Source organism: Pseudomonas sp. Ag1 (assembly GCF_000278565.1).
Taxonomy (GTDB): domain Bacteria; phylum Pseudomonadota; class Gammaproteobacteria; order Pseudomonadales; family Pseudomonadaceae; genus Aquipseudomonas.
The window spans coordinates 19,087-45,221 of the sequence record NZ_AKVH01000067.1; the positions used below are offsets into that span (position 1 = coordinate 19,087).

Below are 26,135 nucleotides of genomic sequence, written 5' to 3' on the forward strand. Positions count from 1 at the left end.
CTCTCAGATGTACCGCAGCGATACCATCGCAGCCTCGCTAAAGCTCGACAGCTCCCACAGTTGACCGCGTCGTTTCCGAATGTCGGTTCTAACGACATAACCAAACGATCTGCAAGTTTTCCCCCGGCCATCCCACATCACTCCCGTAAGCGCTGCGGGGAGCAGCGCTCAGGAGTTTCCTTGGGGGGAGCCAACGTGAGCCCATTCTACCGTACACCGCTTCGAACCTTTGCCCTGGTGCCGTTGGCCAGTCTGTTCCTGTCTTTCGCTGCCAGCGCCGAAGAGGCGCGGCAGGTCTACCACATCGCGCCCGGCCCGCTGGACGAAGTGCTGCTGAACATCAGCCGCCAGAGCGGCCAGGTGATTTCCTTCACGCCGCAGCTGGGCAATTATTCCTCGGCGCGGGTTGACGGTTCGCTGTCGGCGCAACAGGCGGTAGACGCCGCGCTCAAGGGCACCGGCCTGCAAGTCCAGGTCAGCCCGGACGGTGCATTCATCATCAAGGAAGGCGCCAAAGTCGCGCCTGCCAGCAACAGCATCAAGGCGCAAACCGCCGAAGCCCAGGCGCCGACCCTCGACCGTGTGGTCGCCATCGGTACCCGTCGCAGCGACGCCACGGCCCTGACCAGCAGCGCCCCGGTGGATGTGATAAACGCCGAGGAACTCAAGCAAACCGGCGCCACCAGCCTTAACCAGGCGCTGTTCCAACTGCTGCCCTCGTTCAACTTTCCACAGAACAACAGCGCCACCCGCGGCCAGGATCCGAAAGGCGCCTCCCTGCGCGGCTTGTCCCCGGACCAGACCCTGGTGCTGATCAACGGCAAGCGCCGGCACACCTCGGCGGTGGTGAACATTTCCGGTGGCGTGCCGTTCATTGGCGCGCAGCCGGTGGACCTCGACATGATCCCCATCAGCGCCATCGACCACGTCGAAGTGCTGCGCGACGGTGCCTCGGCGCAATACGGTTCGGACGCGGTGGCGGGGGTGGTCAACATCGTGCTCAAGGAGCGCGACAGCGGTGGCGGCATCAACACCCAACTGGGCAAATACGCCCAGGGCGACGGCTTCAGCAAAACCACCGATGGCTGGTACGGCATCGGCTTGCCGGGGGATGGTTTCCTGACCCTGAGCTTCAACACCCTGAACAACAAACCCGATGACATCGGCGACAAATACGTCGCCGACGGCCAGGTACAAGACCCGCGCTGGGGCGGTGCCGGTCGCGACAAATACAACCTGGCGGCCAACGCCGAAATCGGCCTGAACGATCAATGGCGCCTCTACAGTTTCGCCACCTTCGGCCAGGACACTTCGGTGAACAACACGCCGCCGCTGCTGGCCAGCAGCCCGAACAACGTGGCCGGGATCTACCCCAACGGCACCATCCCGAAATACCGCTATCGCTATGAAGACGGCGCCGTCACCGTCGGCACCCGCTATGAAGACGAGAGCATCGGCCGCTTCGATTTGAGCGCCACCTATGGCCGCGACGAGCATGACGAACTGGCTTTCAACACCGTCAACCCGAGCTACGGGATCAACAGCCCGACCAAGTTCAACGTCGCCACCCTGGTCAACGACCAGACCAACATCACCCTGGATTACGCCAAGGATCTGAACGTCGACTGGTCGAGCCATCCACTCACCGTGTCGGCGGGCGTCGCCTACCGGCATGAGCAATACCGGCTGGAGGCCGGCGACTACGATTCCTATTCCTACGGTGGCATCGACGGCGTGCAGGTTGGCGCGGTGCAGGCTTCGGGCCTGACCCCGGACGACGCCGGCACCTTCAAGCGTGATGTGGGCGGCGTGTATTTCGGCCTGGAAAACCAGGTCACCGACAAGCTCCAGGTGGGCATTGCCGGGCGTACCGAGCACTACTCGGACTTCGGTTCAGCCACCACCGGCAAACTCTCGGCGCGCTATGACTTCACCCCGAAAGTCGGCCTGCGGGCCACGGTCAACAATGCCTACCACGCGCCCAGCCTGGGCCAGATCGGCACCTCCTGGACCACCACCACCAACCTCGACGCCAACGGCAACCCGGTGCTGACCCGCATGCTGCCGGCCGACAACCCGGCCGCCCGTGCCCTCGGTGCGCAACCGCTGAAGCCCGAGAAGTCCACCAACTTCTCCCTGGGCCTGGTGCTGCGCCCAACCGACCAGGCCTCGCTGACCATCGACGCCTACCAGATTTCGATTCGTGACCGCCTGCTGTTCAGCGGTGGTATTTCCGGGCCGCTGGCCGAGCAGATCCTCAAGGACGCCGGCTACGGCCAGTACTCCTGGGCGCAGTTCATGACCAACGCCGCCGACACCCGCACCCGCGGCGTCGACATCGTGGGCAAGTACAACCTGGACCTTGAGCAGTTCGGCAACCTGAACCTGTCGGCGGGCTACACCAAGGCCCGCACCACTATCGAAAAGGTCCACGAAAACCCCAACGGCTTCGAAGTGCTGACCCGTGAATCCCGTGGCTTCCTGGAGCACGGTTACCCGGAAGACAAGCTGGTGTTTGGCGCGGTCCACAAACTCAACCAATGGACCATCGCCCTCAACGAAACCCGTTACGGCAAGTACCGCAAATACGCCTCCAGCGAAGCCAACGCCCAGTACGACCAGACCTTCAGCGCGCAATGGACCACCGACCTGGACGTGAACTACGCCTTCACCAAACAACTGCGGGTGTCGGTGGGCGTCAACAACCTGTTCGACAGCAAGCCTGACGACTACAACACCCGTTTGCGCCAGACCCCGGGCCAGCAATACAGCTACCTGTCGCCGACGGCGCCGGAAGGGGCGTTTTACTACACGCGGCTCAGTTATGACTTTTAAACCCTGATGCAAAACCTGTGGCGAGGGAGCTTGCTCCCGCTGGGGCGCGTAGCGGCCCCAAGCACTTTGGGCCTGCTGCGCAGTCCAGCGGGAGCAAGCTCCCTCGCCACAAGAGCACTCTTCATGGAATCACCACGAGGTAACACATGAAAACAATCAAGAACCTGCTCGGTGGCTCGCTATTGGCACTCACCGTCCTGGCACAATCAGCCACGGCCGCCGAACCTGCCAAACCGATCCACTTCGGTGACATCACCTGGGAAAGCGGCAGCCTGATCACCGAAGTGCTGCGCCTGATCGTCGAGAAAGGCTACGGCCTGCCCACCGACACCTTGCCCGGCAGCACCGTGAGCCTGGAGGCCGCCCTGGCCAAGGACGATATCCAGGTGATCGGCGAAGAGTGGGCCGGGCGCAGTCCGGCTTGGGTCAAGGCCGAAAGCGAAGGCAAGGTGTTCGGCCTGGGCGACACCGTCAAAGGCGCCACCGAAGGTTGGTGGGTGCCGGAATACGTGATCAAGGGCGACGCCGAACGCGGCATCAAACCCCTGGCCCCGGAGCTTAAATCCGTCGCCGACCTGGCCCGCTACAAAGACGTGTTCCGCGACCCCGAAGACCCGACCCGTGGGCGCTTCCTCAACAGCCCCACCGGCTGGACCTCGGAGATCGTCAACAGCCAGAAACTCAAGGCCTATGGCCTGACCGACAGCTACGTCAACTTCCGCACCGGCTCCGGCGCGGCGCTGGATGCCGAGGTTGCATCCTCGATCCGTCGCGGCAAGCCGGTGCTGTTCTACTACTGGTCGCCGACGCCACTGCTGGGGCGCTTCAAGTTGATCAAACTGGAAGAACCACCGTTCAACGCCGAAGCCTGGAAGACCCTGGCCGACGCCAACAACCCGCACCCCATCGGTACTCGTTCGATGCCAGCGCACCTGGCGATTGGCGTGTCGGCGCCGTTCAAGGCGCAGTACCCGCAACTGGTGACGTTCTTTGAAAAAGTCGACCTGCCGATTGACCTGCTCAACGGCATCCTCGCGCAAATGGCCGAGAAACGTACCGCGCCGCGCCAGGTGGCCGAAGCGTTCCTGAAAGAACAGCCGCAGGTCTGGCAGCAATGGGTGCCGGCGGACGTCGCGGCCAAGGTCAAGGAGAGTCTCTGATGCGCAAGCTCATCGCAGCCACACTGCTGGCACTGTGCGCCGGGCCGCTGCTGGCGGCAGAACCGGCCACCCTGCGCGTCGGCTACCAGAAAAGCTCGGTGAGCATGGTGCTCGCCCGTGAGCATCACCTGTTCGAGCAAGGGTTGCCGGGCACCAAGGTCGAGTGGATCGAATTCCTCGGCGGCCCGCCGCTGATCGAAGCCCTAAATGGCGGCAGCATCGACATCGGCAATATCGGCGACATCCCGCCGATCTTCGCCCAGGCTGCCGGCATCGACATTCGCTACATCGGCGTCGAGCCCAATGACGGGCGCACCGAAGCCATCCTGCTGCCCAAGGACAGCACCGTGCAAAGCGTGGCCGAACTCAAGGGCAAGCGCGTGGCGTTGCTCAAGGGTTCCAGCGCCCACAACCTGTTCCTCAAAAGTTTGCTGCGTGCCGGCTTGCAGTGGAAGGACGTGAACGTGGTGTACCTGTCGCCCTCCGACGGCCGTGCCGCGTTTGAACAAGGCAAGGTCGACGCCTGGGTGGTGTGGGACCCGTACTACTCGGCGGCCGTGGTGGACGGTTCGGCGAAGGTGCTGGGGGATGGCCAGGGGCTGAACCCGGCGGGCAGTTTCTTCATCGCCAGCGGGCCGTTTGCCAAGCAGCACCCGCAGGCGATTGCGGCGATTCTCAAGGTGTTTGCCCAGGCGCAGCGGTTGTCGCTGGACCAGCATGACGAAAGCGTCGCGCTGATGGCCAAGACATTGGGCTTGCAGCCGGCGGTGGTGGAGAGTTACTTCCAGCACCGCTCGCCGACGCCGAGCCGGCCATTGGAAGCGGTGGATATCGCCAACCAGCAACGTACGGCCGACGCGTTTTTTGCCAACGGCCTGATCCCGAAAAAGGTCGATGTGCAGCAGGTTGTGTTCAAGGCCCCTTAACTTGATCCCTGTGGCAAGGGAGCTTGCTGTGGGGGGGAGTTTGCTGTGGCAAGGGAGCTTGCTTTAGGGAAAGAGCTGTTGTGGCGAGGGAGCTTGCTCCCGCTGGGCTGCGTAGCGGCCCCAAAAAAAGCGGGAGCGCTGCGCACTCCAGCGGGAGCAAGCTCCCTCGCCACAGCAAGCTCCCTCGCCACAACAGGCTCTTCACCACAACAGGCTCCCTCCCCAAAGCAATCTCCCTCACCCCATAAAAGCATCTTCAGCATCGACCTTCGCAACCCATCAGTGAGCAGACCATGCAACCGATCTACATCGACTTCCTCAACGGCCTGGACATCGACGAACTGGCCCTGACCAACGACGAAATCCTCAACGCCATCGAATCCAGCCTGGCGATCCAGGGCCGCAGCGAGGCGGTGATCGAGCCGCGCATGCACCTGATTCCCGGCGGTGAAATCAACGGCCACTTCAACGTGCTGCGCGGTGTATTGGGCGGCGCAATCGGCTACGCCGGGGTCAAGGTGGTGGGCGACTTTGTCGATAACTACCGCAAGGGCCTGCCCTCGGAACTGGCGATTCTCAACCTGCTGGACCCGGCCACCGGCATCCCCAAGGCCATCCTCGACGCCTCGGCGATTACCGACATGCGCACCGGCGCCGTCACCGCCATCGGTGCCAAATACCTGGCCCGGCCCGACAGCAAAATCCTCGCGCACATCGGTGCCCGTGGCACGGCGTATTGGAACGTGCGGCTGCTGGACCACCTGTTCGACTTCGACGAAATCCGCGTGCACTCGCGCCGCAGTGAAAGCCGCGAAGCCTTCGCCGAACGCCTGCGCCGCGACCTCGGCAAGCCGGTGATTGTCACCGACGACTGGGAGTCCACGGTGCGCGGCGCCGACATCGTGGTGGAAGCTTCACGCCTGGATCAGCCGCAACCGTTGCTGCACACCGAGTGGATCAAGCCCGGTGCCTTCGTCGTGCCCTACGGCACCATGAGCGCGGTGGAACTGTCGTTGACCGACATCATGCACAAGCTGGTGGTGGACGATTGGGGCCAGTGCAAGGGCGGGATGTTCGGCGCATTGCGCGCCCATGTCGACGCCGGAAAACTCAGCGCCGAGACCTTGCATGCCGAGTTGGGGCAGATCGTCGCCGGCTTGAAGACCGGCCGGGAAACCCCCGAGGAAACCATCCTGTTCTGGCACCGTGGCTTGAGCCTCAGCGATATCGCCCTGGGCCACGCACTGCTGGAAAAATCCAGACGCCTGGGGATCGGCCAGCGGTTGCGCTGGGCATGATTCACTTCGATCCCGCCGGTTTGACGGTTGAGGATTTGCTGTCGATTGCCCGCCAAGACGCACCGGCTGACTTCAGCGATGCGGCGCGCCAACGTATCGACGAAGGGCATCGACTGTTGCTGCGCCTGGTGGCTGAAGGCACGCCGATTTACGGGGTGACCACCGGCCTCGGTGCGGCGGTGGATACGCAGGTTGCGCCGGTGCAGGCAAACATTCCTTTGGGGCGTGCGGTGGGCGTTGGCCGCCTGGCCAAGCGTGAGGAATTACGCGCGATCACCGCAGCCCGCCTGGCGGGGTTGGCCCAGGGGCGTTCGGGTATTTCGCCGGGTGCGGCGCAGGCGCTGTTGGCGTTACTCAACTGCGGCATGGAGCCCGCGGTGCCGTTGCTCGGCTCGTTGGGCGAGAGCGACCTGGCGCCGTTGGCGCATTTGAGTCTGGCGCTGAACGTGCCATTGACGGGCAAGGATGGCCTGGCGCTGGTGTCGGCCAACTCCGCGAGCATCGGCCTTGGCGCGTTGCTGGTGGCCGAGGCCGAACAGGCATTGCAGGCCATGTTGGCGGGGCTGGCGTTGTCGTGTGAAGGCTATCGGGCCAACCTCAGTCCTTTCCAGCCGTGGGCTTCGCGGTTGCGCCCGGCGCTGGGGCAAAGCGGGCAATCAGCGGCGTTGCTGGAATTGCTGGCGGGCGGCGAATTGGCCGATAACCCGCGTCGGCTACAGGACCCGCTGAGCTTTCGCTGTGCCACGGTGGTTCAAGGCGCGGCGCATCAAGCGATGCTGCAACTGCGTGAACTGGTTGAGCTGGAGCTTGCCAGCGGTGCGGACAATCCGGCGTTGATCAGCGAAGACGCGTTGGTGCTGGCCACGGCCAATTTCGACAGCACCCATCTCGCGCTGGCGGCCGAAGGCTTGGGCCTGGCGTTGAGCCGTGTGGCGGTGTGCAGCGCCGAGCGGATTGCCAAGTTGCTGTCGCCGGCTTCCAGTGAACTGCCGCGCTTTCTGATCAACCAGCCCGGGCACGTGGGCATGGCCGCCTTGCAGCGCACCGGTTCGGCGTTGGTGGCGGAGATCGGGCACTTGGCCAATCCGATCCCGGCGGTGAGCGTGCCGGTGGCGGATCGCGTGGAAGATTATGCAGGGCAGGCGCTGGCGGTGGTCGAGAAAACCCGGCAACTGGTGCAGCGCGTGGTGTGGCTGGGCAGCATTGAGTTGATCGTTGCGGCGCAGGCGGTAGACCTGCGCGGCACGGTTCAACTGGGGCAGGGCACCCGGCGTATTCATCAGGCGGTGCGCCGCCAGGTGGCGCACCTGGATCAGGATCGTTCGGGGTCGGTGGATGTGTTGGCGTTAAGCGCATTCATCGAAAACGATGGCTTGAAACCCATTCTCTAAAACTATGAAGACCCAATGTGGGAGCTGGCTTGCCTGCGATAGCGGTGTTGGATTCACCATCGCTATCGCAGGCAAGCCAGCTCCTACAGGTTGATCGCATTTCAGGTCATGGATTTTCAGCGGCCAGGGCGGCAATCACCGCCGGCCGCTCACCGACCCGCTGCTGAAACTTCGCCAACGCCGGCCACTGCTGCAAGTCGATATCAAACAACCCCGCCCAGCGCAGCACCACAAACAGGTACGCATCCGCCACCGAGTACTGCGCGCCCAGCAGGTAATCCTGGCGCTCCAGGGTCTGCACCAGAATCGCAAAGCGCTTGAACAGCGTGGCCTTGAACAGCGCCTTCACCTCATCGGGAATCGCGTCCTTGAACAACACTCCCAGCCCGCCATGAATCTCGCTGGAGACAAAGTTCAGCCACTCCTGCAAACGCACCCGCTCCCAGCTGCCATTGGCCGGCGCCAGGCCCGCTGCGGGTACCCGGTCGGCCAGGTATTGCAGGATGGCCGCGCCTTCGGTCAGTACCTCGCCGTTGTCCAGTTGCAGTGCGGCTACATAGCCCTTGGGATTGATCTGCAGGAAATCATCACCGTCAGCCGTGAGCTTTTTCTGGTTGTCGACGCGAATCAATTCAAACGGCAGGGCCAATTCCCGCAGCGCGATATGGGAGGCGAGGGAACAGGCATTCGGGGAAAAATACAGCTTCATCGGGGCAACTCCGCAGGACAGTTGCCTTCAGTCTCGTGGGCATGGCACCTTGGGTAAAATTAATCTTTCAGAATCCTGCCATAAGGACAGCTACTGCCATGATGAACCTGATGCACTGGCGCCTGCTGGTAGCCGTGGCGGACAACGGCAGCATCACTGCCGCCTCCGAACGAGTGGGCATGACTCAGTCCGCCGCCAGCCAGGCGATGGCGGCCATGGAGGCCAACCTCGGTGCGCAGTTGTTTGTGCGTGAGGCGCGTCAGACCGTGCCTACCGCCCTGGGCCTGCAAGTGATCGAGCAGGCGCGGGTGATGTTGGGAGCGTTGCAGGCGATTCGCACCACCGTGGACGAAGCGCGGCCGATGCTGCGTGGGACGATTCGCATCGCGAGTTTCCCCATGGTGCTGGCAGTGTTCCTGCCGCCGCTGCTGCGTCGGTTCAACCAGCTTTACCCCGGCATCGAGGTCACGGCCCTGGAAGTGACCGACGATGAAGTGAACACCTTGCTCGACGCGAATCTGATCGACCTGGGCGTGGTGCTCAACCCGCCGTCCGAGCGCAATGCCGCCGTGCTGGGGCGCGATAACTGGGTGGCGGTGCTGCCGATGGCCCACGGGTTTTCCCGGCGCCCGGCGCAGGCAACGGTCACGCTGGAAGAGTTGGTGGAGCAACCGTTCGTGCTTGCCACCGGCGGCTGCACCGTCAACGCCCGCAGCCTGGCGCAGGAAGCCGGCCTGGTGCTGCGCGAGGTGCGGGTGGAAGTGCGCGAATGGAACAGCGCTTTCAGCCTGGTGCGTGAAGGCGTGGGAGTGACGCTGGTGCCCGAGATGACCCTGCCGGCCCAGCGCCAAGGCTTGCGCATCATGCCCCTGGCGGAGCCGGTGCATCGCGAGTTTGCGTTGGTGACATCACGCCACCAACCGCCCTCCGCAGTGGTTAATGCTTTGTTGCAAATGCTGGCTGACTAGTGGCCTTGCATAGCGCCAACGCCTGTCTATGCTCACCCAGAACCGTTGATGACGCTCGGCATATAAAGCGTTTCGGATAGGTTTCCCCATAAAGGTCTTCGATCAAGATTCAAACCGTGAATGGAATGCGCCCGCGTGGGCGTCGGGAAAATAAAGGGTGATCTGACATGTTCAACCGCCAACACAAATCCGACCTGCTGGAAATCGAACGTTTCTCCTGCGCCCTTACCGAAGCCAAAGCCAAATTGGCCGCCATCAGCCGTTCCATGGCAATGATCGAGTTTGATCGCGACGGCATCGTGCTGGATGCCAATGAAAATTTCTGCAAAACCATGGGCTACCGCGCCGAAGAAATTCGCGGCAAGCATCACCGGATTTTCTGCGAAGAGGCCTACACCCACACCGACGCCTACGCCAAGCTCTGGCGCGACCTGGCGCGGGGCGAGCCCCTCAGTGGCACCTTCATGCGGTTGAACAAGCATGGTCAGGAAGTGTGGCTGGAGGCCAGTTACATGCCGGTAATCGGTGCCGACAACCAGGTGCAAAGCGTGATCAAGGTGGCCTCGGACATCTCGGCGCGGATTCACCGCGAGCATGAAAACCAGAGCCTGATCGACGCCATCGGCCGCTCCATGGCGGTCATTGAATTCACCCCGCAAGGCCAGATTCTGAATGCCAACGACAACTTCCTGAAGACGGTGAAGTATTCCCTCAGTGAAATCGTCGGCCAGCACCACAGTCTGTTTTGTCATCGCGGTGAGACCGATTCGCCGGCCTACAAGGCATTCTGGGCCTCGCTCAACCGCGGCGAATATCACTCCCACCGCTTTGAGCGCAAAGATAAATTCGGCCAAACGCTGTTCCTGGAAGCCTCCTACAACCCGATCTTCGATGCCAACGGGCGCCTGTACAAAGTGGTGAAGTTCGCCAGCGACATCACCGACCAGGTCACCACCTTGCGCACGGCTGCCGACTCGGCTCACGCCACCTCGGTGCAAAACGACGCCTGCGCCCGCAAGGGTTCGGAAGTGGTGCAGCAGACCGTGCAGATCATCGAAGAAATTTCCCGTGACCTTAACGAAGCGGCCGTGAGCATCGACGCAGTGAGCAAGCAGTCGGACATCATCGGCACCATCGTCCAGACCATCCGCGGCATCGCCGACCAGACCAACCTGCTGGCGCTGAACGCCGCAATCGAAGCGGCCCGAGCGGGCGAGCATGGGCGCGGGTTTGCGGTGGTGGCGGATGAGGTGCGCAGCCTTGCGGCGCGAACCAGCCAGGCGACGATCGAGATTGTGGATGTGGTGCGCAAGAACCACGACCTGTCGATCAGCGCGGTGTCGAGCATGCAATCGAGCCTGAGCCGCACGGGGCTTGGGGTGGAGCTGGCGAATGAGGCGGGGCAGGTGATCCTGGAGATTCAGGAAGGGTCACGGCATGTGGTGGATGCGATCAGTCAGTTCAACTCGACACTGCAATTGCAGTAACACCGCAGATCAAATGTGGAATGAGCTTGTGTGGGAGCGGGCTTGCTCGCGAATGCGGTGTGTCAGTCAGCACATGGATTGACTGACACACCGCATTCGCGAGCAAGCCCGCTCCCACATTTGGTTTGTGGTGTGGCTTAGATCGCAGCCAGGGTTTCTTTCACGTTCTGCGCCTGCGGGTCAGCCGTCTTCGCCGCTACCTGCTGCGCCTGCTGCTCCTTCAGGCGTTCTGCAACTTCCTTGGAAATAGCATCCTGCTTGTCCTGAGGCATGTTCTTCACATCGTCCTCGGTCAAACCCTGTTCCTTGAGCAGTTGCTCGCGGATGCGCTCGGCCGGGCTTTTTTTCATGTAGTCGGTGAAGTCACTGCGGGCCGACGTGGTGGAGTCAGTCTTGGCCGTATCGGTGGTCGAGGCGGTTGCGGTGGTGGCTTGCAACTGCACACGGGTCTTGGCGAAGGCGGCATTGATGTTGTCGGCAGTGGCGTCGGCCGCTGCCTGTGTGGTCGATACAGTGGTAGTGCCCTGTTGCACGTTTTGCGCGGCACCGCTGTACAGCGCGCTGGCCGCGGCGTTGGCCGGGTCCATGTCTGCGCGCTTGATGCGTTGGATCGTAGACTGAGCCTGGGGGTTGTTGTTGATCAGCATGATCAGGACACCTGTGGATGTGGGCGGTGCCACAGGTGGAGCAATTAGCGTGCCCAGTGGTATGGCCCCGTGTTTACGGGGCTTTTGGCCGCTACCGTCGGCAAGCGTTGGCGTGCCGCCGGCCATTGTTTGCCGCTAGTGGGCAATGTTCTCCAGCGCCAGGTTGCGGGTGCGCGGGCCGAACCAACTGATGGTGATCATCACGATCAACATGCTGCTGGCGATAAACGCCAACACGCCGGGCGTGCCGAGGTGTTCGAGGATCACGCCGATCAACAGGCTGCTGAACACCGTCGACAACCGGCTGAACGAATAGCAGAAACCCACCGCCCGGGCGCGGATGTTGGTGGGGAACAGTTCGCTCTGGTAGGAGTGATAACTGAAACTCAGCCAGGCGTTGCAGAAGGTGATCATCACCCCGCAGATCACCAGGCCCACGGCGGTGGTTTGCAGCGCGAACAAACTGCCGAAGATCACCGCGCCGAGCGCCGAGCCGACAATCTGCCATTTGTTCTCAAACCGGTTCGCCACCTTCACAAACAGCAGCGGCCCCAACGGGTAGGCGAGGGTGATGATGAAGGCATAGCCCAGGCTGTGAGTGACGCTCACGCCCTGGCCCGAGAGCAGCGCCGGCAGCCAGTTGCCGAAGCCAAAAAAGCCGATGGCCTGGAACACATGAAACACAATCAGCATCAACGCCCGGCGCCGGTACGGCGGTTGCCAGATATCGGCGAAGCGCCCTTGGCCCTGCACGCTGACGGCTTGCGGTTCCGGCTCATCGAGTGGCTTGCCGTGGTCTTTCCGGCAGCGCGCTTCGAGGCTGTCCATGATCTGCCCGGCTTCGTCGAAACGGCCTTTTTGTGCGAGCCAGCGCGGCGATTCCGGCAGGCGCTTGCGCAGTTGCCAGATAAACAGCGCAAATACCGCACTGCTCACCACTACCCAGCGCCAGCCGGAAATCCCGAATGGTGCCTGGGGTACCAGCCACCACGACATCAACGCCACCGCCGGCACCGACAGGAACTGGATGAAAAACGCAAAGGCAAACGCCGAGCTGCGCATGCGCTTGGGCACCAGTTCCGAGAGGTAGGCGTCGATGGTCACCAGCTCGATGCCCAAACCAATGCCCACCAGGAAGCGCATGCAGATGATGCCCAGGGCGGAGGTCTGGATACCCATCAACACGGTGGCGACGGTGTACCAGATCAACGCAAAGGTGAAGATCGCCCGGCGCCCGTAGCGGTCGGCAATCGGGCTGAGCAGGCTGGCGCCGAGGAACAGGCCGAGAAAGGTCGCCGAGGCAAAGGCCGCCTGGTCGGAGAAGCCGAATACGCCCTGGCTGCCGGTGTGGAAAATTCCGTCACTGATCAGGCCGGGGCTGATATAGGCAGTCTGGAACAAGTCATACAGCTCGAAAAAGCCGCCAATCGACAGCAGCGCCACCAGGCGCCAGACAGTGGCGACGGCGGGCAACCGATCAATGCGCGCGCTGATGTGCGCGGCGCGGATCGGGTCGATACCGTCTGCAAGAGAGGGTGAAGACATGGGCAGAAGACTCAATAAGTGATCGGGATCTCGAATTCCTGGAACGCATCATCCACCGGTTGGTAACCCAGCACACGGGTTGTTTCGCTGAGGTCCAGGCGTTTGAAACGGTTATTGGAAATGCCATGGGCGATCAGGTGTTTCACCCCGATGGTTTCCACCGAGCGTTGCAGCAGTTGCACGGCGTCGCGGGGGCTGAGCCAGGCGCTGAGATCGCGGGCGTTGTTCAGGTCGTGGGTTTCGGGGAATTCAAACGCACCGATGCGCAGGGCGATGGTGGAGAGCGGGGTTTTGGCCGCGTAAAAACCGCACAGAGCTTCGCCGTAGCATTTGCTCACGCCGTACAGGTTGGCGGGCAGTACCGGCATGCCCGGCGTGATCTGCCGGTCTACCGGGTAGCTTTCGATGGTCTGGGCACTGCTGGCGAACACCAGGCGCTTCACACCTGCGGCCACGGCGGCTTCGAACAGGTAGGTGGTGGCCAGGATATTGTTGGGCAACAACTCGTCGAAGGTCGCGCTGGCGTGGGGGATGCCCGACAGGTGCACGATCACGTCAATCCCGTCGAGCAGGGCGGCGAGGGCGGTTTTGTCGCTCAGGTCGGCGTGGATGAAACGGTGCTCGCCGAGGGCGAAATCCGGCTCGATGCGGTCGGTGAGGGTGAAGCGGTAGCGGTCTTTCGACGCTTCGAAAAACGTCTTGCCGATGCGGCCACAGGCGCCGGTGAGTAGTACGTTGAGTCCGTTCATTGTGTAGTCCTTGTTTTTAGTTGTGGCCGTCGAGGGCGAAGGTTTTGAAGCCGGGGCGTTGGCTGAGGGTTTCGTAGTAGGCGCTGACCGCCGGGTAGGACGGATGCTCCATGGGCGTCATCCACCAGCGGTGCACCGACAGGCCGATGAGGATGTCGGCGAGTGTGAAGTCGTTACCGGCGACGTAGGCGCCGGTTTTGATCAGTTGCTCTTCAAGCAGGCCCATCTTGTCGTTCCAGCTTTTTACCCCGGCTTTGATGCGTTGCGGGTCCTGATAGTCCGGGTTCTTGCGTACCAGAGCGTGGAAGGCGTAGCCCCACGACGGGTTGAGTTCGGTGGCTTGCCAGTCCATCCATTGCTCGACCCTCGCACGGGCGACCGGCTCGGTGGGCAACAGGTCGTGGCGTTGGTGCAGGCCCACGAGGTAGCGGCAGATGGTGTTGGATTCCCACAGCACGCCGTTGTCGTCGATGATCACCGGGACTTGGGCGTTGGGGTTCAGGGCCAGGAATTCGGGGGACTGGGTGGAGGCGAAGCCGATGCCCCAGTCTTCGCGGTCGTAGGGGATATCCAGTTCCTGGCAGGTCCACAGGACTTTTCGCACGTTGATGGAAGAAGTGCGACCGAGGATTTTCAGCGAATGGCCCATGGTGCTTTCCTGACGAGGGTGAGAAGGCAGGGGGCAATTTAGCAGGGGCCAGAAGGCACGGCGAGGGTGTTAAGTGGGCAGGATCAAAAATGTGGGAGCGGGCTTGCTCGCGAATGCGGTGTATCAGTGATGGAAAGCTCGGCTGACACACCGCATTCGCGAGCAAGCCCGCTCCCACAGTTTGACCGCGTGCGGTCTGTTAGATCAGTGGTGATTCCTGGTCCATCAGCTTGCCCATCAGCAATACGCCCAACTCACTCAACTGGTGAATCGCCAATGCGGTGTCGCGGTCTTTGCCGGTGAGTTCATCAGACAGGTCGAGCAATAACGTGCTGACCGAGGAAAACGTCTCGTAGCTGTTGGCGATCAGGCTTTCGCTGCTGGCGTCGGGGCTGACGGTGAATAAGGCGGGAGGATTTGGAGTTGCTTTGAACATAGTAAGTGCCCTGTATTAGGCCACCCCCATATCGCTACTAAACAATAAAGGAGGCAGCTGCGCGCAGGTTAGTAGACCGGTGGACACTCATAGCCGGCGCACCCGAAGGTGCCCTACGCACAGCCGCCATCAAGCACAGACAAAATCGTCTGACAGATGAAGCTCATGCACTAAGAGTGAACCAGTTCGGGCTACTAAACCCGATCACTGAGAAATTCAGCGACCGGGCAACCTTAGAGAGCCCTACCCAGGCGCACAAGCCGGCGGATTCTGACGTACCTGTAGGTAACGGAGCAAGGCGCTGCCATCAACACCAGCCACTTCCTACAGCTACCGCCTAGGTACTCTCGCGCACCTTCAACTCAAACCCCATGTCCACCACCGGCCGGGCGATCTTGTTGCCGGCCATCACCGTCAGCAAATGCTCTGCCGCGCGCCGGCCAATGGCTTCACGCGGCGTACTGATGCTGCTCAGTCGCGGCACCATGAACGAGGAGGAGGGCAGGTCGTTGAAGCCCAGCACCGAGATCTGGTCCGGCACCTTGATGCCATGGCGCAGCGCTTCCAGCAACGCACCCTGAGCCAGGTCGTCGTTGCCAAAGAAGATCGCGTCCACGTCCGGATGGCTGGCCAGCAGTTGCAGGAACAATTCACCACCCAGGCCAAGCGACGATGGCCGTGGCGTCAGCACTTCGAGTGCCGGGTCGTACAACCCCGCCTGCTGCAACGCCCGGCGAAAGCCTTCACCGCGCAACAACGTGCGCTGGTCCAGTTGCGCGCCAATGTAGGCCAGGCGCTTGCGACCCCGTGAGATCAAATGCGCCGCCGCTGTTTCCCCGGCGTTCAATTGCGAAAATCCTACGCAGTTCAGTCCGGCGCCCGGGTCCAGGTCCATCATGTACACACACGGCACATTGCTCGATTCCACCATGCGCCGGGCACTTTCCGTACGGTCAAACCCGGTCAGCAGCAAACCCCGTGGCTGGTAGGCCATGTAGTTGCGCAGCAGGTCTTCTTCTTCGTCGCGGGAATAGTGGGTGTTGCCGATCAGCACTTCAAAGCCCTTGGGCCGCAGCACCTGGTGGATGGCTTCCAGGGTTTCGATAAACAGCAGGTTGGACAGCGACGGCACCAACACCACCACCGACTGGCTCTGGGCAGATGCCAGGGCACGGGCGGCCGGGTTGACCACGTAGCTCAGTTCGGCGGCGGCTTTTTGCACTTTTTCCACCAGTTCGGTGGCCACGGTGCTGATGCCGCGCAAGGCCCGGGAGGCGGTAATCGGGCTGACGCCAGCCAGGCGGGCCACTTCATTGAGGGTAGGGCGGCCCGTGGTGCGGGTATTTTTATCGTTCTTGGGAGTCATCAGGCGGCTTGCCAAACAAAAATCGAGGCACTAAGGTAGCGCTGTCTCCAAGACCCTGCAAATTCTTGAACGTCGGGATGCCTGTTCCCGTTCAAACCTTTGGAGCAGATGCACGCGTCACTCCATAAAAATGACAAGACGGCGCGGGAAAAGCCTGTTTTTGCACTAGCCTTACAGCGTGCAAAGGTAGCGCTATCTGCGTCTTGAGGTGTTTCATGAGTCAACCTGTTACTGCCCTCGTGATCATGGGTGTTTCCGGCTGTGGCAAGTCCAGCGTCAGCGAGGCCCTGTGCCTGCTGAACGGCGCCACCGCCATCGAAGGCGACAGCTTTCACCCCGCCGCGAACATCGAGAAGATGAGCGCCGGCCATCCCCTTAACGACGAAGACCGCGCCGGCTGGCTCGACATCCTGTGCGATGAGCTGCGCCGCTCCCTCAAGGCCGGCGAGCATCCGGTGCTCACCTGTTCGGCCCTGAAGAAGAAATACCGCGACCACCTGCGCGAAGCCGCGCCGGGCCTGGGGTTTGTGTTTCTGGAGCTGACCCGCGAAGTCGCCGCCGACCGTGTATCCCATCGCCCCGGCCATTTCATGCCGGCCAGCCTTATAGACAGCCAGTTCGCCACCCTTGAATCCCCGGTGGGCGAGCCGTTGACCCTGGCCCTCAACGCCAGCGTAGACAGCGTCGAGGAACTGGCCGAGCAAACCAATGCCTGGTGGCTCGAACACGGCTTTGAACCAAACAAATAATTTTTTGCCGGACAAGATAGCGCTGTCCGCCTGCACTGAATTTTTTACCGGCTTTAATAACAACAACAAACAGGAGAGACCCCCATGTTTGGCTTGTCCCACGATACCTATCTGCTGCTCGATGCAGTGGTGACCATCATCGGCCTGATCGTGTTGATCACCCGGTTCAAAGTCCACCCGTTCATTGCGCTGATCATCGCAGCAGGCTTTCTCGGCCTGACCTCGGGCATGCCCGTGGACAAGATCATCAAGGCCTTCCAGGACGGCTTCGGCGGGGTGCTCGGCTTTGTCGGGATTATCCTCGCGCTGGGTACGATGCTCGGCAAGATGATGGCCGATTCCGGCGGTGCCGATCAGATCGCGCAAACCCTGGTGCGGGCCTTCGGCAAGGAGAAGGTGCAGTGGGCAATGATGTTCGCCGCGTTCCTGGTGGGCATTCCGCTGTTCTTCGAGATCGGTTTTGTGTTGCTGATCCCGCTGGTGTTTATCGTTGCGCGTCGTACCGGTGTGTCGCTGATCAAGATCGGCATTCCGCTGCTGGCCGGCCTGTCGGCGGTACACGGCCTGGTGCCACCGCACCCGGGCCCTCTGCTGGCGATCGGCGTGTTCGGTGCCGACATCGGCAAGACCATTCTCTACGGCCTGATCGTCGCGCTGCCTACGGCGATCATCGCCGGCCCGCTCTACGGTTCGTTTATCGCCAAGTACATCCCGGGCAACCCGTCCCAGGAACTGGTAGACCAACTGGCCAGTGAGCAACCGGAATCCAAGACCCTGCCGAGCTTCAGCATCACCCTGATCACCGTGCTGTTGCCGGTGTTCCTGATGCTGCTGAAAACCTTCGCCGACGTCGCCCTGCCGGACGGCCACGTGATCCGCAACTGGATGGACATGATCGGTCACCCGATCACCGCGTTGCTGCTGGCTTTGCTGCTGTCGCTGTACACCTTTGGCCATCGCCAGGGCATTGGCTCCAAGCAAATCCTCAAGCTGCTCGACGCCAGCCTGGCGCCGACGGCTGCGATCATCCTGATCATCGGTGCCGGTGGTGGTTTCAAGCAGATGCTGGTGACCAGCGGCGTAGGTGATGTGATCGGCCATATGGCGGTGACCGCGCAGATCAACCCGATCCTGCTGGCCTGGCTGGTGGCGGCAGTGATTCGTGTGGCTACCGGTTCTGCGACGGTGGCGACCATTACCGGTGCCGGCATTGTAGTGCCGGTGGTAGGGATGATTCCGGGGGTGAACCGCGAGTTGCTGGTATTGGCGACGGGGGCGGGCTCGCTGGTGCTATCTCACGTCAACGATGCGGGGTTCTGGCTGGTGAAGCAGTACTTCAATATGACCGTGGCCGAGACGTTCAAGACCTGGACGGCGATGGAGACCATCCTGTCGGTGGTGGCGTTGGGCTTTATCATGTTGCTGTCGCTGGTGGTCTAACAGGCACACCGCAAAACAAAATGTGGGAGCGGGCTTGCTCGCGAAGGCGGTGAATCAGTCGACATATGAGTTGACTGAACCACCGCCTTCGCGAGCAAGCCCGCTCCCACATTGATTGGGTCCTGCAGTTGGATCGGGTCAGGCGTCAGCTTTCTTGACCAGCCCATCCGCCCGGAACATCGCCCGGATGCCCCGCACCGCCTGGCGAATCCGGTCCTGGTTTTCGATCAGTGCAAAGCGCACGTGGTCGTCACCATACTCACCAAAGCCAATCCCCGGTGACACACACACCTTCGCCTCAAGCAGCAGCTTCTTGGCAAACTCCAGCGAGCCCATCGCGGCATACGCCTCGGGAATCTTCGCCCAGACGTACATCGACGCCTTCGGGTTCTCCACCATCCAGCCCAGCTCATGCAGGCCTTTCACCAGCACGTTACGGCGCTGGCGGTACTGCTCGGCAATGTCTTTCACGCACTGCTGATCGCCTTCCAGCGCCGCAATCGCCGCGACTTGCAGCGGGGTGAAGGTGCCGTAGTCGTGGTAACTCTTGATCCGCGCCAGGGCGTTGACCAGTTCCGGGTTGCCCACCATGAAACCGATGCGCCAGCCGGCCATGTTGTAGCTCTTGGACAGGGTGAAAAACTCCACCGCGATGTCCTTGGCCCCCGGCACTTGCATGATCGACGGAGCTTTCCAGCCGTCGTAGACGATGTCGGCGTAGGCCAGGTCATGCACCACCAGCACGTCGTACTGCTTGGCCAGGGCGATCACCCGTTCGAAGAAGTCCAGCTCCACGCACTGTGCGGTGGGGTTGGACGGGAAGCCGAGGATCATCATCTTCGGCTTGGGGATCGAGCCACGAATCGCACGTTCCAGCTCAGCGAAGAAGTCCACTCCCGGAATCAGCGGCACCGAACGCACCTGGGCGCCGGCAATCACGGCACCGTAGATGTGAATCGGGTAGCTGGGGTTGGGCACCAGCACCGTGTCGCCCTGGTCCAGGGTGGCCAGCATCAAGTGCGCCAGGCCTTCCTTGGAACCGATGGTCACGATGGCTTCTGTTTCCGGGTCGATGTCCACTTCGTAGCGGTCTTTGTACCAGCGCGAAATCGCCCGGCGCAGCCGCGGAATGCCTTTGGAAGTGGAGTAACCGTGGGTGTCTTCGCGTTGGGCGACGGTGACCATTTTTTCCACGATGTGCGGTGGAGTGGCGCCGTCCGGGTTACCCATGCTCAAGTCGATGATGTCTTCGCCGCGCCGACGCGCAGCCATCTTCAGCTCGGCAGTGATATTGAACACGTAAGGGGGGAGTCGATCTATGCGCGCAAAGCGGCGCGGCGAACGGGGTTCGGCCATTGTTGCCTCGAAATACGTAAGCGCCCGGAACCGTCCGAGCGACGTCGGCCACTGCGGTGGCCTGCGGGGCAGACAATACGGTCGGTGATGGCCAATTGTCCAGATGCTGTGGGAAAAATTTCTGTTTGGAGTGCGACGGGGATATGCCCCTATACTCGACGCGGGTTTGTTCCCTCATAAGAAGGAGACTGTTCAGATGGATCAACAGACAAAACTGCCGTTACAGCCGCGCATGGAAGAGGGCAAGGCCCTGGTGATCGCGGGTGTGCAAGGGCGTTATTCAAAGGCCACGATTGGCGATATTCCCAAGTTGTGGGCGTTGTTCAACACCTGTTTCAAAGACATTAAAAAGCGCGTTGGCGGCGTGACCTACGGCGTGTGCCACAACGCCAAACACGGTGAATTCGACTACCTGGCGGGCATCGAGGTGCCGGCCAAGGGCGATGTACCGAGCAACTTCCAGTCGATTGAAATCCCGGCCCATCGCTATGCCGTGTTCCCGCATTTTGGCCCGGTGCAGGCGCTGGCGCAGACCTATGAACGCATCATGTTCGAATGGCTGCCGGCCTCCGGGTACAAGGTGGTCGGGGCTGATTTTGAGCGCTACAGCGCCGATTTCGATGTGGGTAAAGGCACGGGCTCCGTGGAAATCTGGATCCCGATCAACGCCGAATCCGCCTGACCGCGCCACCGGCAGGAGCGAGCACGTTCGCTCCTGCAATGGCCTCTCAATACAGCGTGGCCTTGACCCGCTCCGGCATCTCGCGGTCATAGGCTTCGGCGTCGAACGCCCCATCATTCAAGCGCTTGTGAAACGCCCCGGCGGAGGGCAGTGCCGAGCGATCCAAGTGCTTTTCCGGGTTCCAGCAATCGGAGCGCACAAAGGCTTTGGAGCAATGGAAATATGCCGCCTCCACCTGCACCAGAATCACCGAACGGGCTGCTTTGCCATTTACCGCAAAGCTCGCCAGCAACTCAGGCTCGATGGAAATCTGCGCCCGGCCATTGACCCGCAACGTCTCGCCAATGCCCGGGATGATGAACAGCAACGCTATACGTGGGTCCACCACCAGATTGCGCAGGGTGTCGAGGCGGTTATTCCCCGGCCGATCCGGAATCGCCAACGTGCGCTCGTCGATGATTCGTACAAAACCTGGCACGTCGCCACGGGGCGAACCGTCGATGCCGTCCGGGCCGGATGAACTCACCACCACCAAGGGTGACGCGCGGACCATGGCCTGGTAATCCTCGTTGAGAAACGGGATTTCCTTGCGCACGGCCCGTTCGTGGGGCAGGCCGTAGAGGGATTCGAGTTGTTCCAGGGTTGTTAGCATCTTCACCAGCTCCTTATTGTTTAAAACACCCACGCCAACCGGCGCTCATACCCAATCCGCCCCTTATACGCCTCCCCGCTGTCCACCCAACCCTGCTGCAAATACAGCCCCATCGCCGCCACATTGTCCGTGTCCACCGACAGCTCCAGTGCCTTGATCTGCGGCCAGACCAGGCGCGCGGCAGCGGGGAGGGCTTGCAGGCAGGCTTTGCCAAACCCCAGGCCTTGCTGATGGCGATCGACTTGCAACGCATGCAGCGTGGCGCTGTGTTCATCCGCCCAATGGGGCAGGCAGGGTGGGCGTTTGAGCAGCAGGAAGGCCACGGGAATGTCGTCGGCGAGTAACGCAAAGCCTGCCACGCCGGGATTCGGATTGACCAGCAGGGTGTTCAGCGCACAGTAGATATCGCCGGAAAAAACCAGTTGTTCGGGATGCACTTCCAGGGCGTTGAGTTGCTGTTGTTGCAGGGCAGTCAACGTCTGATAGGCGACGAGGCGGGTTTCCATCGGCGTAGCATCCGAAATCCTACATAGAAGCGCGGATTCTAGCGGGTTTGCGGTAGTCGCAATTATTTTTTGCGGGACTGTCGATTGGCCCGGGGCTCAGTCGACTAAGGGTGTCTTCCGTGATTTTTCCCGCAAGGAGTATTGCCATGAGCACCGCAATCAGCAGCTTGATCGAACAATGGAAACAGGCGGTCACCGCCAAGGATGTCGAGAAGATTGTCAGCTTTTACGCCGACGATATCGTCGCGTTCGACGCCGTTAGCGCCCTGCAGTTCAAGGGCAAGGCCGCCTATCAGGCGCACTGGAAGGCGTGCATGGAGTTCTGCCCGGGCCCTGGGGTCTTTGACTTCCATGAGATGCGTATCGTCACCGGCGATAACAGCGCCTTTGCCCACTGGCTCGCGCACTGTGGCGGCACCGGGCCCGACGGCGTACTCAAGACCTGCTGGATGCGCGTCAGCGCCGGCTACCAGCGCGTTGGCGGCGAGTGGAAAGTGGTGCATGAACATTGGTCGGCACCCTTCGACATGGAAACCGGCGCCGGTCTGTTCAACCTGAAACCTTGAGCGCCGCGAACTATAGTCAGTTGTTCGAAAACGGAGAATCCCATGAAATACCTCTGCCTGATCTATAGCAACGAACAGGTGCTGCACGATTCGCCCGACAGCCCCAAGGACCCGGAATGTTTCGCCTATGGCCAGTCCGTGCAGGCCAGCGGGCGCATGCTCGCCGCCGAGCCGCTGGAGTCGGTGAGCACCGCCACCACCGTGCGCATGCGCAACGGCAAGTTGTCGATCACCGACGGACCGTTTGCCGAAACCAAGGAGCAGCTCGCCGGGTTTTACCTGATCGAAGCCAAGGACCTGAATGAAGCGATCCAGGTGGCCGGCGGCATACCGGCGGCTCGGGTCGGCAGTGTGGAAGTACGCCCCGTGCGTGAATTGAATCTCTGATCACAACAATAAAACCCAGGAGGTTTCCCATGAGCATTCAACCCAAACCCGCCGAATTTGAACTGTCCATCAGTCGCTTGATTGATGCCCCTCGCAGCCGCGTGTTTCGCGCCTGGACCGAGCCGGCCTTGTTGCAGCAGTGGTGGGGCCCACACGGCATGACCACTCCCGAGTGCGAAATGGACCTTTGGGTGGGTGGGCAATTTCGCACGCTGATGCGCGCGCCGGACGGCAGCGAATACCCGACCCAGGGCGTATTCCTGGAGATTACCGCCCCCAGTCGGCTGGTGTTTACCGACGCCTTCACCCCCGGCTGGATCCCTTCGGGCCAGCCATTCATGACCGCCGAAGTCACCTTTGAAGAAGTCGACGGCAAGACCCTGTACACCGCCCGCGCCATGCACTGGAGCGCCGAAACCAAGCAGGCCCACGAAGCCATGGGCTTTCACGAAGGCTGGGGGCAGAGCCTAGACCGGCTGGTGACGCTGGTGACCGAAGGCCTGCGCGATTGACGGTGCAGGCCCGGGTTGAAGCGGTTTATCGCAGCGAATCGCGGCGCATCCTGGCGACCCTGATTCGCTTGCTTGGCGATTTCGACCTGGCTGAAGAAGCCTTGCACGAGGCGTTCTTCGTCGCAGTCGAGCGCTGGGGGCAGGACGGTGTGCCGGATAACCCCCGGGCCTGGCTGGTCTCGACCGGGCGCTTCAAGGCCATCGATCGTTTACGTCGCCAGGCGCGTTTTACCCCGTTGTTGCAGGCGCAAGCCGATGCGCTGGAAGCGGCAGACTGGAGCGTTGAAGACGTGGAAGACGACCGCCTGCGCCTGATCTTCACCTGCTGCCACCCGGCGCTGGCGGCGGATGCCCAAGCGGCGCTGACCTTGCGTGAGATCTGCGACCTCACCACCGAGGAAATCGCCCGGGCGTTTCTCGCCACGCCCACTAGCATCGCCCAGCGCATCGTGCGGGCCAAGGGCAAGATCCGCGAAGCGAAGATCCCCTATCAGGTGCCATCCCTGGCGGAGTTGCCCGAGCGCCTGGACAGTGTGCTGCGGGTGATTTACCTGGTGTTCAACGAAGGCTATTCGGCGTCCATGGGCGCCGACCTGACCCGTGAAGACCTGACCCGCGAAGCGATTCGCCTGGGCCGTTTGCTGATGGAGTTGTTGCCGGAACCGGAAGTGATGGGCTTGCTGGCGCTGATGTTGCTCCACGAGTCCCGGCGCCCGGCACGCACCTCGGCGGGCGGCGAATTGGTGCTGCTGGATGAGCAGGAGCGTTCGCTGTGGGATGCGTCGTTGATTGCTGAAGGATGCGCCCTGGTGGAGAAATCCCTGACCACACGCCGCTTCGGGCCCTACAGCCTGCAGGCAGCGATTGCGGCGGTACACGCTGAAGCCGTGAGCGCCGATGAGACTGATTGGCCGCAGATCGTCGGGCTGTATGACGTGTTGCTTGGAGCGATGCCATCGCCGGTGATCGAGCTGAATCGCGCGGTGGCCGTTGCGATGCGCGATGGGGCGCAGGCCGGTTTGCAATTGGTGGACGGCATTCTGGCGCGGGGGGAGTTGGTGGACTATCACCTGGCGTACTCGGCGCGTGGCGAGTTTTGTCGGCGATTGGGGCGAGTGGAGGACGCGCGGCGAGCGTTTGAACGGGCGCTGGCATTGACCCAGCAAGTGCCCGAAAAGCGCTTTATCGAGCGGCGATTGGCCGAACTCAAATAGTGCAGGCGCCGGAGATCCAAATGTGGGAGCGTGCTTGCTCGCGAATGCGGTGTGTCAGTCAACATTTCAGTGACTGATCCACCGCATTCGCGAGCAAGCCCGCTCCCACATTTGTTCGATGTTGTCTTGATGAATGAGTTACGGCTGCTGACGCGTCGCCGCCAACACGATCTCGCGAATGCACACATGCTGCGGCTGCTGGTAGGCATAGGCAATCGCCGAAGCCACATCATCGGCGCTCAACACGGTGCCGCCCATGTCCTGTTTCCACGCCTGGTAGCCGGTCTTGATGGCTTCGTCGGTGGTGTGGCTCAGCAGTTCGGTTTCCACCGCGCCCGGCGCAATGGTGATCACACGCACATTGTGCGGCGACATTTCTTCCCGCAGGTTTTCCGAAATTCCATGCACGGCGAACTTGGTGCCTACATAGGCGACGTGGTTGGGGAAGGTCTTGCGCCCGGCCACCGAGCTGACGTTGATGATGGTGCCACCCTTGCGCTCGACCATGCTGCCGGCCACTGCATGGATGCCGTTCAGCAGGCCCTTTACGTTGACGTCGAGCATCTGCTCCCACTGTGCCGGGTCCTGTTCGCTGACCGCGCCCAGCAGCATCACGCCGGCATTGTTGATGAGTGCATCGGCCGGGCCGAATTGCGCTTCGGCTTCTTTCACCGCTGCCACCAGCGCAGCGCGATCGGTGATGTCGACACCGCGACTCAAGGTGTTCGGCAACTCCAGCGCATTCAGCCGGTCGATGCGGCGGGCCAGCAGCAACAGCGGGTGGCCGGCGGCCGACAGCAAGCGCGCAGTCGCTTCGCCAATGCCCGAACTGGCACCGGTGATGATGATCAATGGCTTGCTCATGGTGGAACTCCTGAAATAAGAAAAACAAATAACTGAACGTGGAGCGCAGTATATTTAGCCCTCGGCTGGCTGAAAAATGCCTTATTCCTCTGTCTGTCATCGGTATTAACTATGGATGTGCGTCATCTCAAGGCGTTTCTCGCGGTATTCGAGGAACGCAATATCACCGCCGCCGCCCAGCGCCTGTTCATCAGCCAGCCGACGTTGTCGGTGACCATCAAGCAACTGGAAGAAGAACTGGGCGTGGCGCTGTTTCTGCGCCAGCCTCGTGGGGTCGAGGTCAGTGACGAGGCGCGGGTGCTGTACCCGCAAGCCCGGCGCATGGTGGCCGAGGCCGATGCGTTGAGCCGCTTGTTTCGCGGGCGCGAAAACCGCATCGCCCTGGAACTGGGTGTGGAAGGCGATATTGCCGACAGCCAGATCGAAACCTTCCTGCGCATGGCGCACCAGGGCCTGCCGGGTTTGCTGCTGACCTTGCAGGAAGGCTGCGAAGGAGAAGGGCGCCTGGCGGTAGAGGAAATGTGCTGCGAGGACGAATTATTCCTGCCGCTTTGGGAAGAGTCCTACGTGATGGCACTGCCGATTGCGCACCCGATGGCGGCGGGCGGCAAGGAGCAGGCCTGGGCGCCGATCGAAGACTGGATCACCTGCCCGCAGCATGATTCCCACCAACGGCTGATGGCCTTGTACGGCCGCTCGCCCCAGGCGGTGGCCGGGCATGCCGGTTCGTTGACCCAGGCATTGCACATGGTGGCGGCCGGTGTCGGCGTGGCGATGTTGCCGCAGTCGCTGGCGACGGAGCGGGCCGGGGTGGTGATTCGCCCCTGGCACCTGCCGGCACCGACGCGCCGGGTGGGGTTGTGCTTTGCCGCCCAGGCCCTGGAGTTGCCGGCGTTGCGGGCCTTGCATGAGTATTTCCAGAACAACCGCCCGCCGCAGATTGAAGCGGCCTGACGGCGCCTTTGAATTCACCGCAAATTCAATGTAGGAGCTGGCTTGCCTGCGATAGCGGTGGTGATTGACACCGCTATCGCAGGCAAG

25 protein-coding genes and 2 pseudogenes are annotated in these 26,135 nt (G+C 61.7%); 16 read left to right on the forward strand and 11 right to left on the reverse strand.

Going from position 1 to position 26,135, the window contains the following annotated elements:
• The first annotated feature begins 195 nt into the window (after positions 1–195).
• The 5 genes from A462_RS28080 to A462_RS28060 all read left to right on the forward strand — a co-directional run bounded on the left by A462_RS28080 (position 196) and on the right by A462_RS28060 (position 7,610).
• A complete protein-coding gene (locus A462_RS28080; RefSeq protein ID WP_008431603.1) occupies positions 196–2,835 on the forward strand; it encodes a TonB-dependent receptor in 2,640 nt (879 codons plus the stop codon).
• A gap of 146 nt (positions 2,836–2,981) precedes the next feature.
• On the forward strand, positions 2,982–3,995 hold the full coding sequence (locus A462_RS28075) for an ABC transporter substrate-binding protein (RefSeq protein ID WP_003213067.1): 1,014 nt from the start codon (positions 2,982–2,984) through the stop codon (positions 3,993–3,995).
• On the forward strand, positions 3,995–4,921 hold the full coding sequence (locus tag A462_RS28070) for an aliphatic sulfonate ABC transporter substrate-binding protein (RefSeq protein WP_008431606.1): 927 nt from the start codon (positions 3,995–3,997) through the stop codon (positions 4,919–4,921). Before A462_RS28075 ends, A462_RS28070 begins: the two co-directional genes overlap by 1 nt.
• 293 nt (positions 4,922–5,214) lie before the next feature.
• Positions 5,215–6,219, forward strand: a complete 1,005-nt coding sequence (locus A462_RS28065; RefSeq protein WP_003213072.1) for an ornithine cyclodeaminase family protein — start codon at positions 5,215–5,217, stop codon at positions 6,217–6,219.
• Entirely contained in the window at positions 6,216–7,610 is a 1,395-nt protein-coding gene (locus A462_RS28060; RefSeq protein WP_008431608.1) for an aromatic amino acid lyase, read from the forward strand. Before A462_RS28065 ends, A462_RS28060 begins: the two co-directional genes overlap by 4 nt.
• Before the next feature lie 106 nt (positions 7,611–7,716).
• On the opposite strand, the gene gstA is transcribed toward A462_RS28060, so the two are convergent.
• Positions 7,717–8,319 (reverse strand): glutathione transferase GstA, encoded by a 603-nt coding sequence (gene gstA / locus A462_RS28055; protein WP_008431610.1) that lies wholly within the window; start codon positions 8,317–8,319, stop codon positions 7,717–7,719.
• A 98-nt stretch (positions 8,320–8,417) separates the two neighbouring features.
• Between gstA and A462_RS28050 the strand changes: the two genes are divergently transcribed.
• The 3 genes and pseudogenes from A462_RS28050 to A462_RS35160 all read left to right on the forward strand — a co-directional run.
• Positions 8,418–9,287, forward strand: a complete 870-nt coding sequence (locus tag A462_RS28050) for a LysR family transcriptional regulator (RefSeq protein ID WP_008431612.1) — start codon at positions 8,418–8,420, stop codon at positions 9,285–9,287.
• Between the two features lie 272 nt (positions 9,288–9,559).
• Positions 9,560–10,183: pseudogene (locus A462_RS35155) on the forward strand (PAS domain-containing protein); the annotation flags it as partial.
• Positions 10,184–10,348: 165 nt separating this feature from the next.
• Positions 10,349–10,774: pseudogene (locus A462_RS35160) on the forward strand (methyl-accepting chemotaxis protein); the annotation flags it as partial.
• Between the two features lie 137 nt (positions 10,775–10,911).
• On the opposite strand, the gene A462_RS28040 reads toward A462_RS35160, so the two are convergent.
• From A462_RS28040 to A462_RS28015, 6 genes are all read right to left on the reverse strand, one after another.
• On the reverse strand, positions 10,912–11,421 hold the full coding sequence (locus tag A462_RS28040; protein WP_008431614.1) for a hypothetical protein: 510 nt from the start codon (positions 11,419–11,421) through the stop codon (positions 10,912–10,914).
• Between the two features lie 135 nt (positions 11,422–11,556).
• The gene (locus A462_RS28035; RefSeq protein ID WP_003213083.1) at positions 11,557–12,966 is read right to left on the reverse strand and encodes an MFS transporter; all 1,410 of its coding nucleotides are present in this window, start codon (positions 12,964–12,966) and stop codon (positions 11,557–11,559) included.
• Between the two features lie 11 nt (positions 12,967–12,977).
• Positions 12,978–13,715, reverse strand: a complete 738-nt coding sequence (locus A462_RS28030; protein WP_008431617.1) for an NAD-dependent epimerase/dehydratase family protein — start codon at positions 13,713–13,715, stop codon at positions 12,978–12,980.
• Positions 13,716–13,731: 16 nt separating this feature from the next.
• Positions 13,732–14,364, reverse strand: a complete 633-nt coding sequence (locus A462_RS28025) for a glutathione S-transferase family protein (protein WP_008431619.1) — start codon at positions 14,362–14,364, stop codon at positions 13,732–13,734.
• A gap of 199 nt (positions 14,365–14,563) precedes the next feature.
• A complete protein-coding gene (locus A462_RS28020) occupies positions 14,564–14,800 on the reverse strand; it encodes a DUF6124 family protein (protein WP_003213089.1) in 237 nt (78 codons plus the stop codon).
• A 337-nt stretch (positions 14,801–15,137) separates the two neighbouring features.
• Entirely contained in the window at positions 15,138–16,169 is a 1,032-nt protein-coding gene (locus A462_RS28015) for a LacI family DNA-binding transcriptional regulator (protein WP_177122557.1), read from the reverse strand.
• Positions 16,170–16,381: 212 nt separating this feature from the next.
• On the opposite strand from A462_RS28015, the gene A462_RS28010 reads away from it, so the two are divergent.
• Both A462_RS28010 and A462_RS28005 read left to right on the forward strand, forming a co-directional pair.
• Positions 16,382–16,915: a gluconokinase gene (locus tag A462_RS28010; RefSeq protein WP_008431624.1), complete on the forward strand. Its 534-nt coding sequence runs from the start codon at positions 16,382–16,384 to the stop codon at positions 16,913–16,915.
• Between the two features lie 84 nt (positions 16,916–16,999).
• On the forward strand, positions 17,000–18,355 hold the full coding sequence (locus tag A462_RS28005) for a GntP family permease (protein ID WP_008431626.1): 1,356 nt from the start codon (positions 17,000–17,002) through the stop codon (positions 18,353–18,355).
• A 138-nt stretch (positions 18,356–18,493) separates the two neighbouring features.
• Here A462_RS28005 and alaC read toward each other — a convergent pair whose 3' ends face one another.
• Positions 18,494–19,711 (reverse strand): alanine transaminase, encoded by a 1,218-nt coding sequence (gene alaC, locus A462_RS28000; RefSeq protein ID WP_003213096.1) that lies wholly within the window; start codon positions 19,709–19,711, stop codon positions 18,494–18,496.
• 196 nt (positions 19,712–19,907) lie between these two features.
• On the opposite strand from alaC, the gene A462_RS27995 reads away from it, so the two are divergent.
• Positions 19,908–20,393: a GyrI-like domain-containing protein gene (locus tag A462_RS27995; RefSeq protein WP_008431629.1), complete on the forward strand. Its 486-nt coding sequence runs from the start codon at positions 19,908–19,910 to the stop codon at positions 20,391–20,393.
• Positions 20,394–20,439: 46 nt separating this feature from the next.
• Here the strand turns inward: A462_RS27995 and A462_RS27990 are convergent, their stop codons facing one another.
• Together A462_RS27990 and A462_RS27985 are read right to left on the reverse strand one after the other, a co-directional pair.
• Positions 20,440–21,045, reverse strand: coding sequence for a pyridoxamine 5'-phosphate oxidase family protein (locus A462_RS27990; protein WP_008431631.1), 606 nt, complete (start codon positions 21,043–21,045; stop codon positions 20,440–20,442).
• A gap of 20 nt (positions 21,046–21,065) precedes the next feature.
• Positions 21,066–21,551 (reverse strand): GNAT family N-acetyltransferase, encoded by a 486-nt coding sequence (locus tag A462_RS27985; protein WP_008431633.1) that lies wholly within the window; start codon positions 21,549–21,551, stop codon positions 21,066–21,068.
• Positions 21,552–21,697: 146 nt separating this feature from the next.
• Here A462_RS27985 and A462_RS27980 point away from each other — a divergent pair, with 146 nt between their 5' ends.
• From A462_RS27980 to A462_RS27965, 4 genes are read left to right on the forward strand one after another with little or no spacing between them, the layout of a single operon-like run.
• Positions 21,698–22,117 carry a YybH family protein gene (locus tag A462_RS27980; protein WP_008431635.1) on the forward strand — a complete coding sequence of 140 codons (420 nt, stop codon included), beginning with the start codon at positions 21,698–21,700 and terminating at the stop codon, positions 22,115–22,117.
• Positions 22,118–22,159: 42 nt separating this feature from the next.
• Positions 22,160–22,504: a YciI family protein gene (locus A462_RS27975; RefSeq protein ID WP_003213107.1), complete on the forward strand. Its 345-nt coding sequence runs from the start codon at positions 22,160–22,162 to the stop codon at positions 22,502–22,504.
• Between the two features lie 29 nt (positions 22,505–22,533).
• A complete protein-coding gene (locus A462_RS27970) occupies positions 22,534–23,016 on the forward strand; it encodes an SRPBCC family protein (protein ID WP_008431637.1) in 483 nt (160 codons plus the stop codon).
• A 2-nt stretch (positions 23,017–23,018) separates the two neighbouring features.
• On the forward strand, positions 23,019–24,230 hold the full coding sequence (locus tag A462_RS27965) for an RNA polymerase sigma factor (RefSeq protein ID WP_032898801.1): 1,212 nt from the start codon (positions 23,019–23,021) through the stop codon (positions 24,228–24,230).
• Between the two features lie 138 nt (positions 24,231–24,368).
• On the opposite strand, the gene A462_RS27960 is transcribed toward A462_RS27965, so the two are convergent.
• Positions 24,369–25,094 carry an SDR family oxidoreductase gene (locus A462_RS27960; protein ID WP_008431641.1) on the reverse strand — a complete coding sequence of 242 codons (726 nt, stop codon included), beginning with the start codon at positions 25,092–25,094 and terminating at the stop codon, positions 24,369–24,371.
• Positions 25,095–25,205: 111 nt separating this feature from the next.
• Here A462_RS27960 and A462_RS27955 point away from each other — a divergent pair, with 111 nt between their 5' ends.
• A complete protein-coding gene (locus A462_RS27955) occupies positions 25,206–26,048 on the forward strand; it encodes a LysR family transcriptional regulator (protein WP_008431643.1) in 843 nt (280 codons plus the stop codon).
• Positions 26,049–26,135 lie beyond the last annotated feature (87 nt).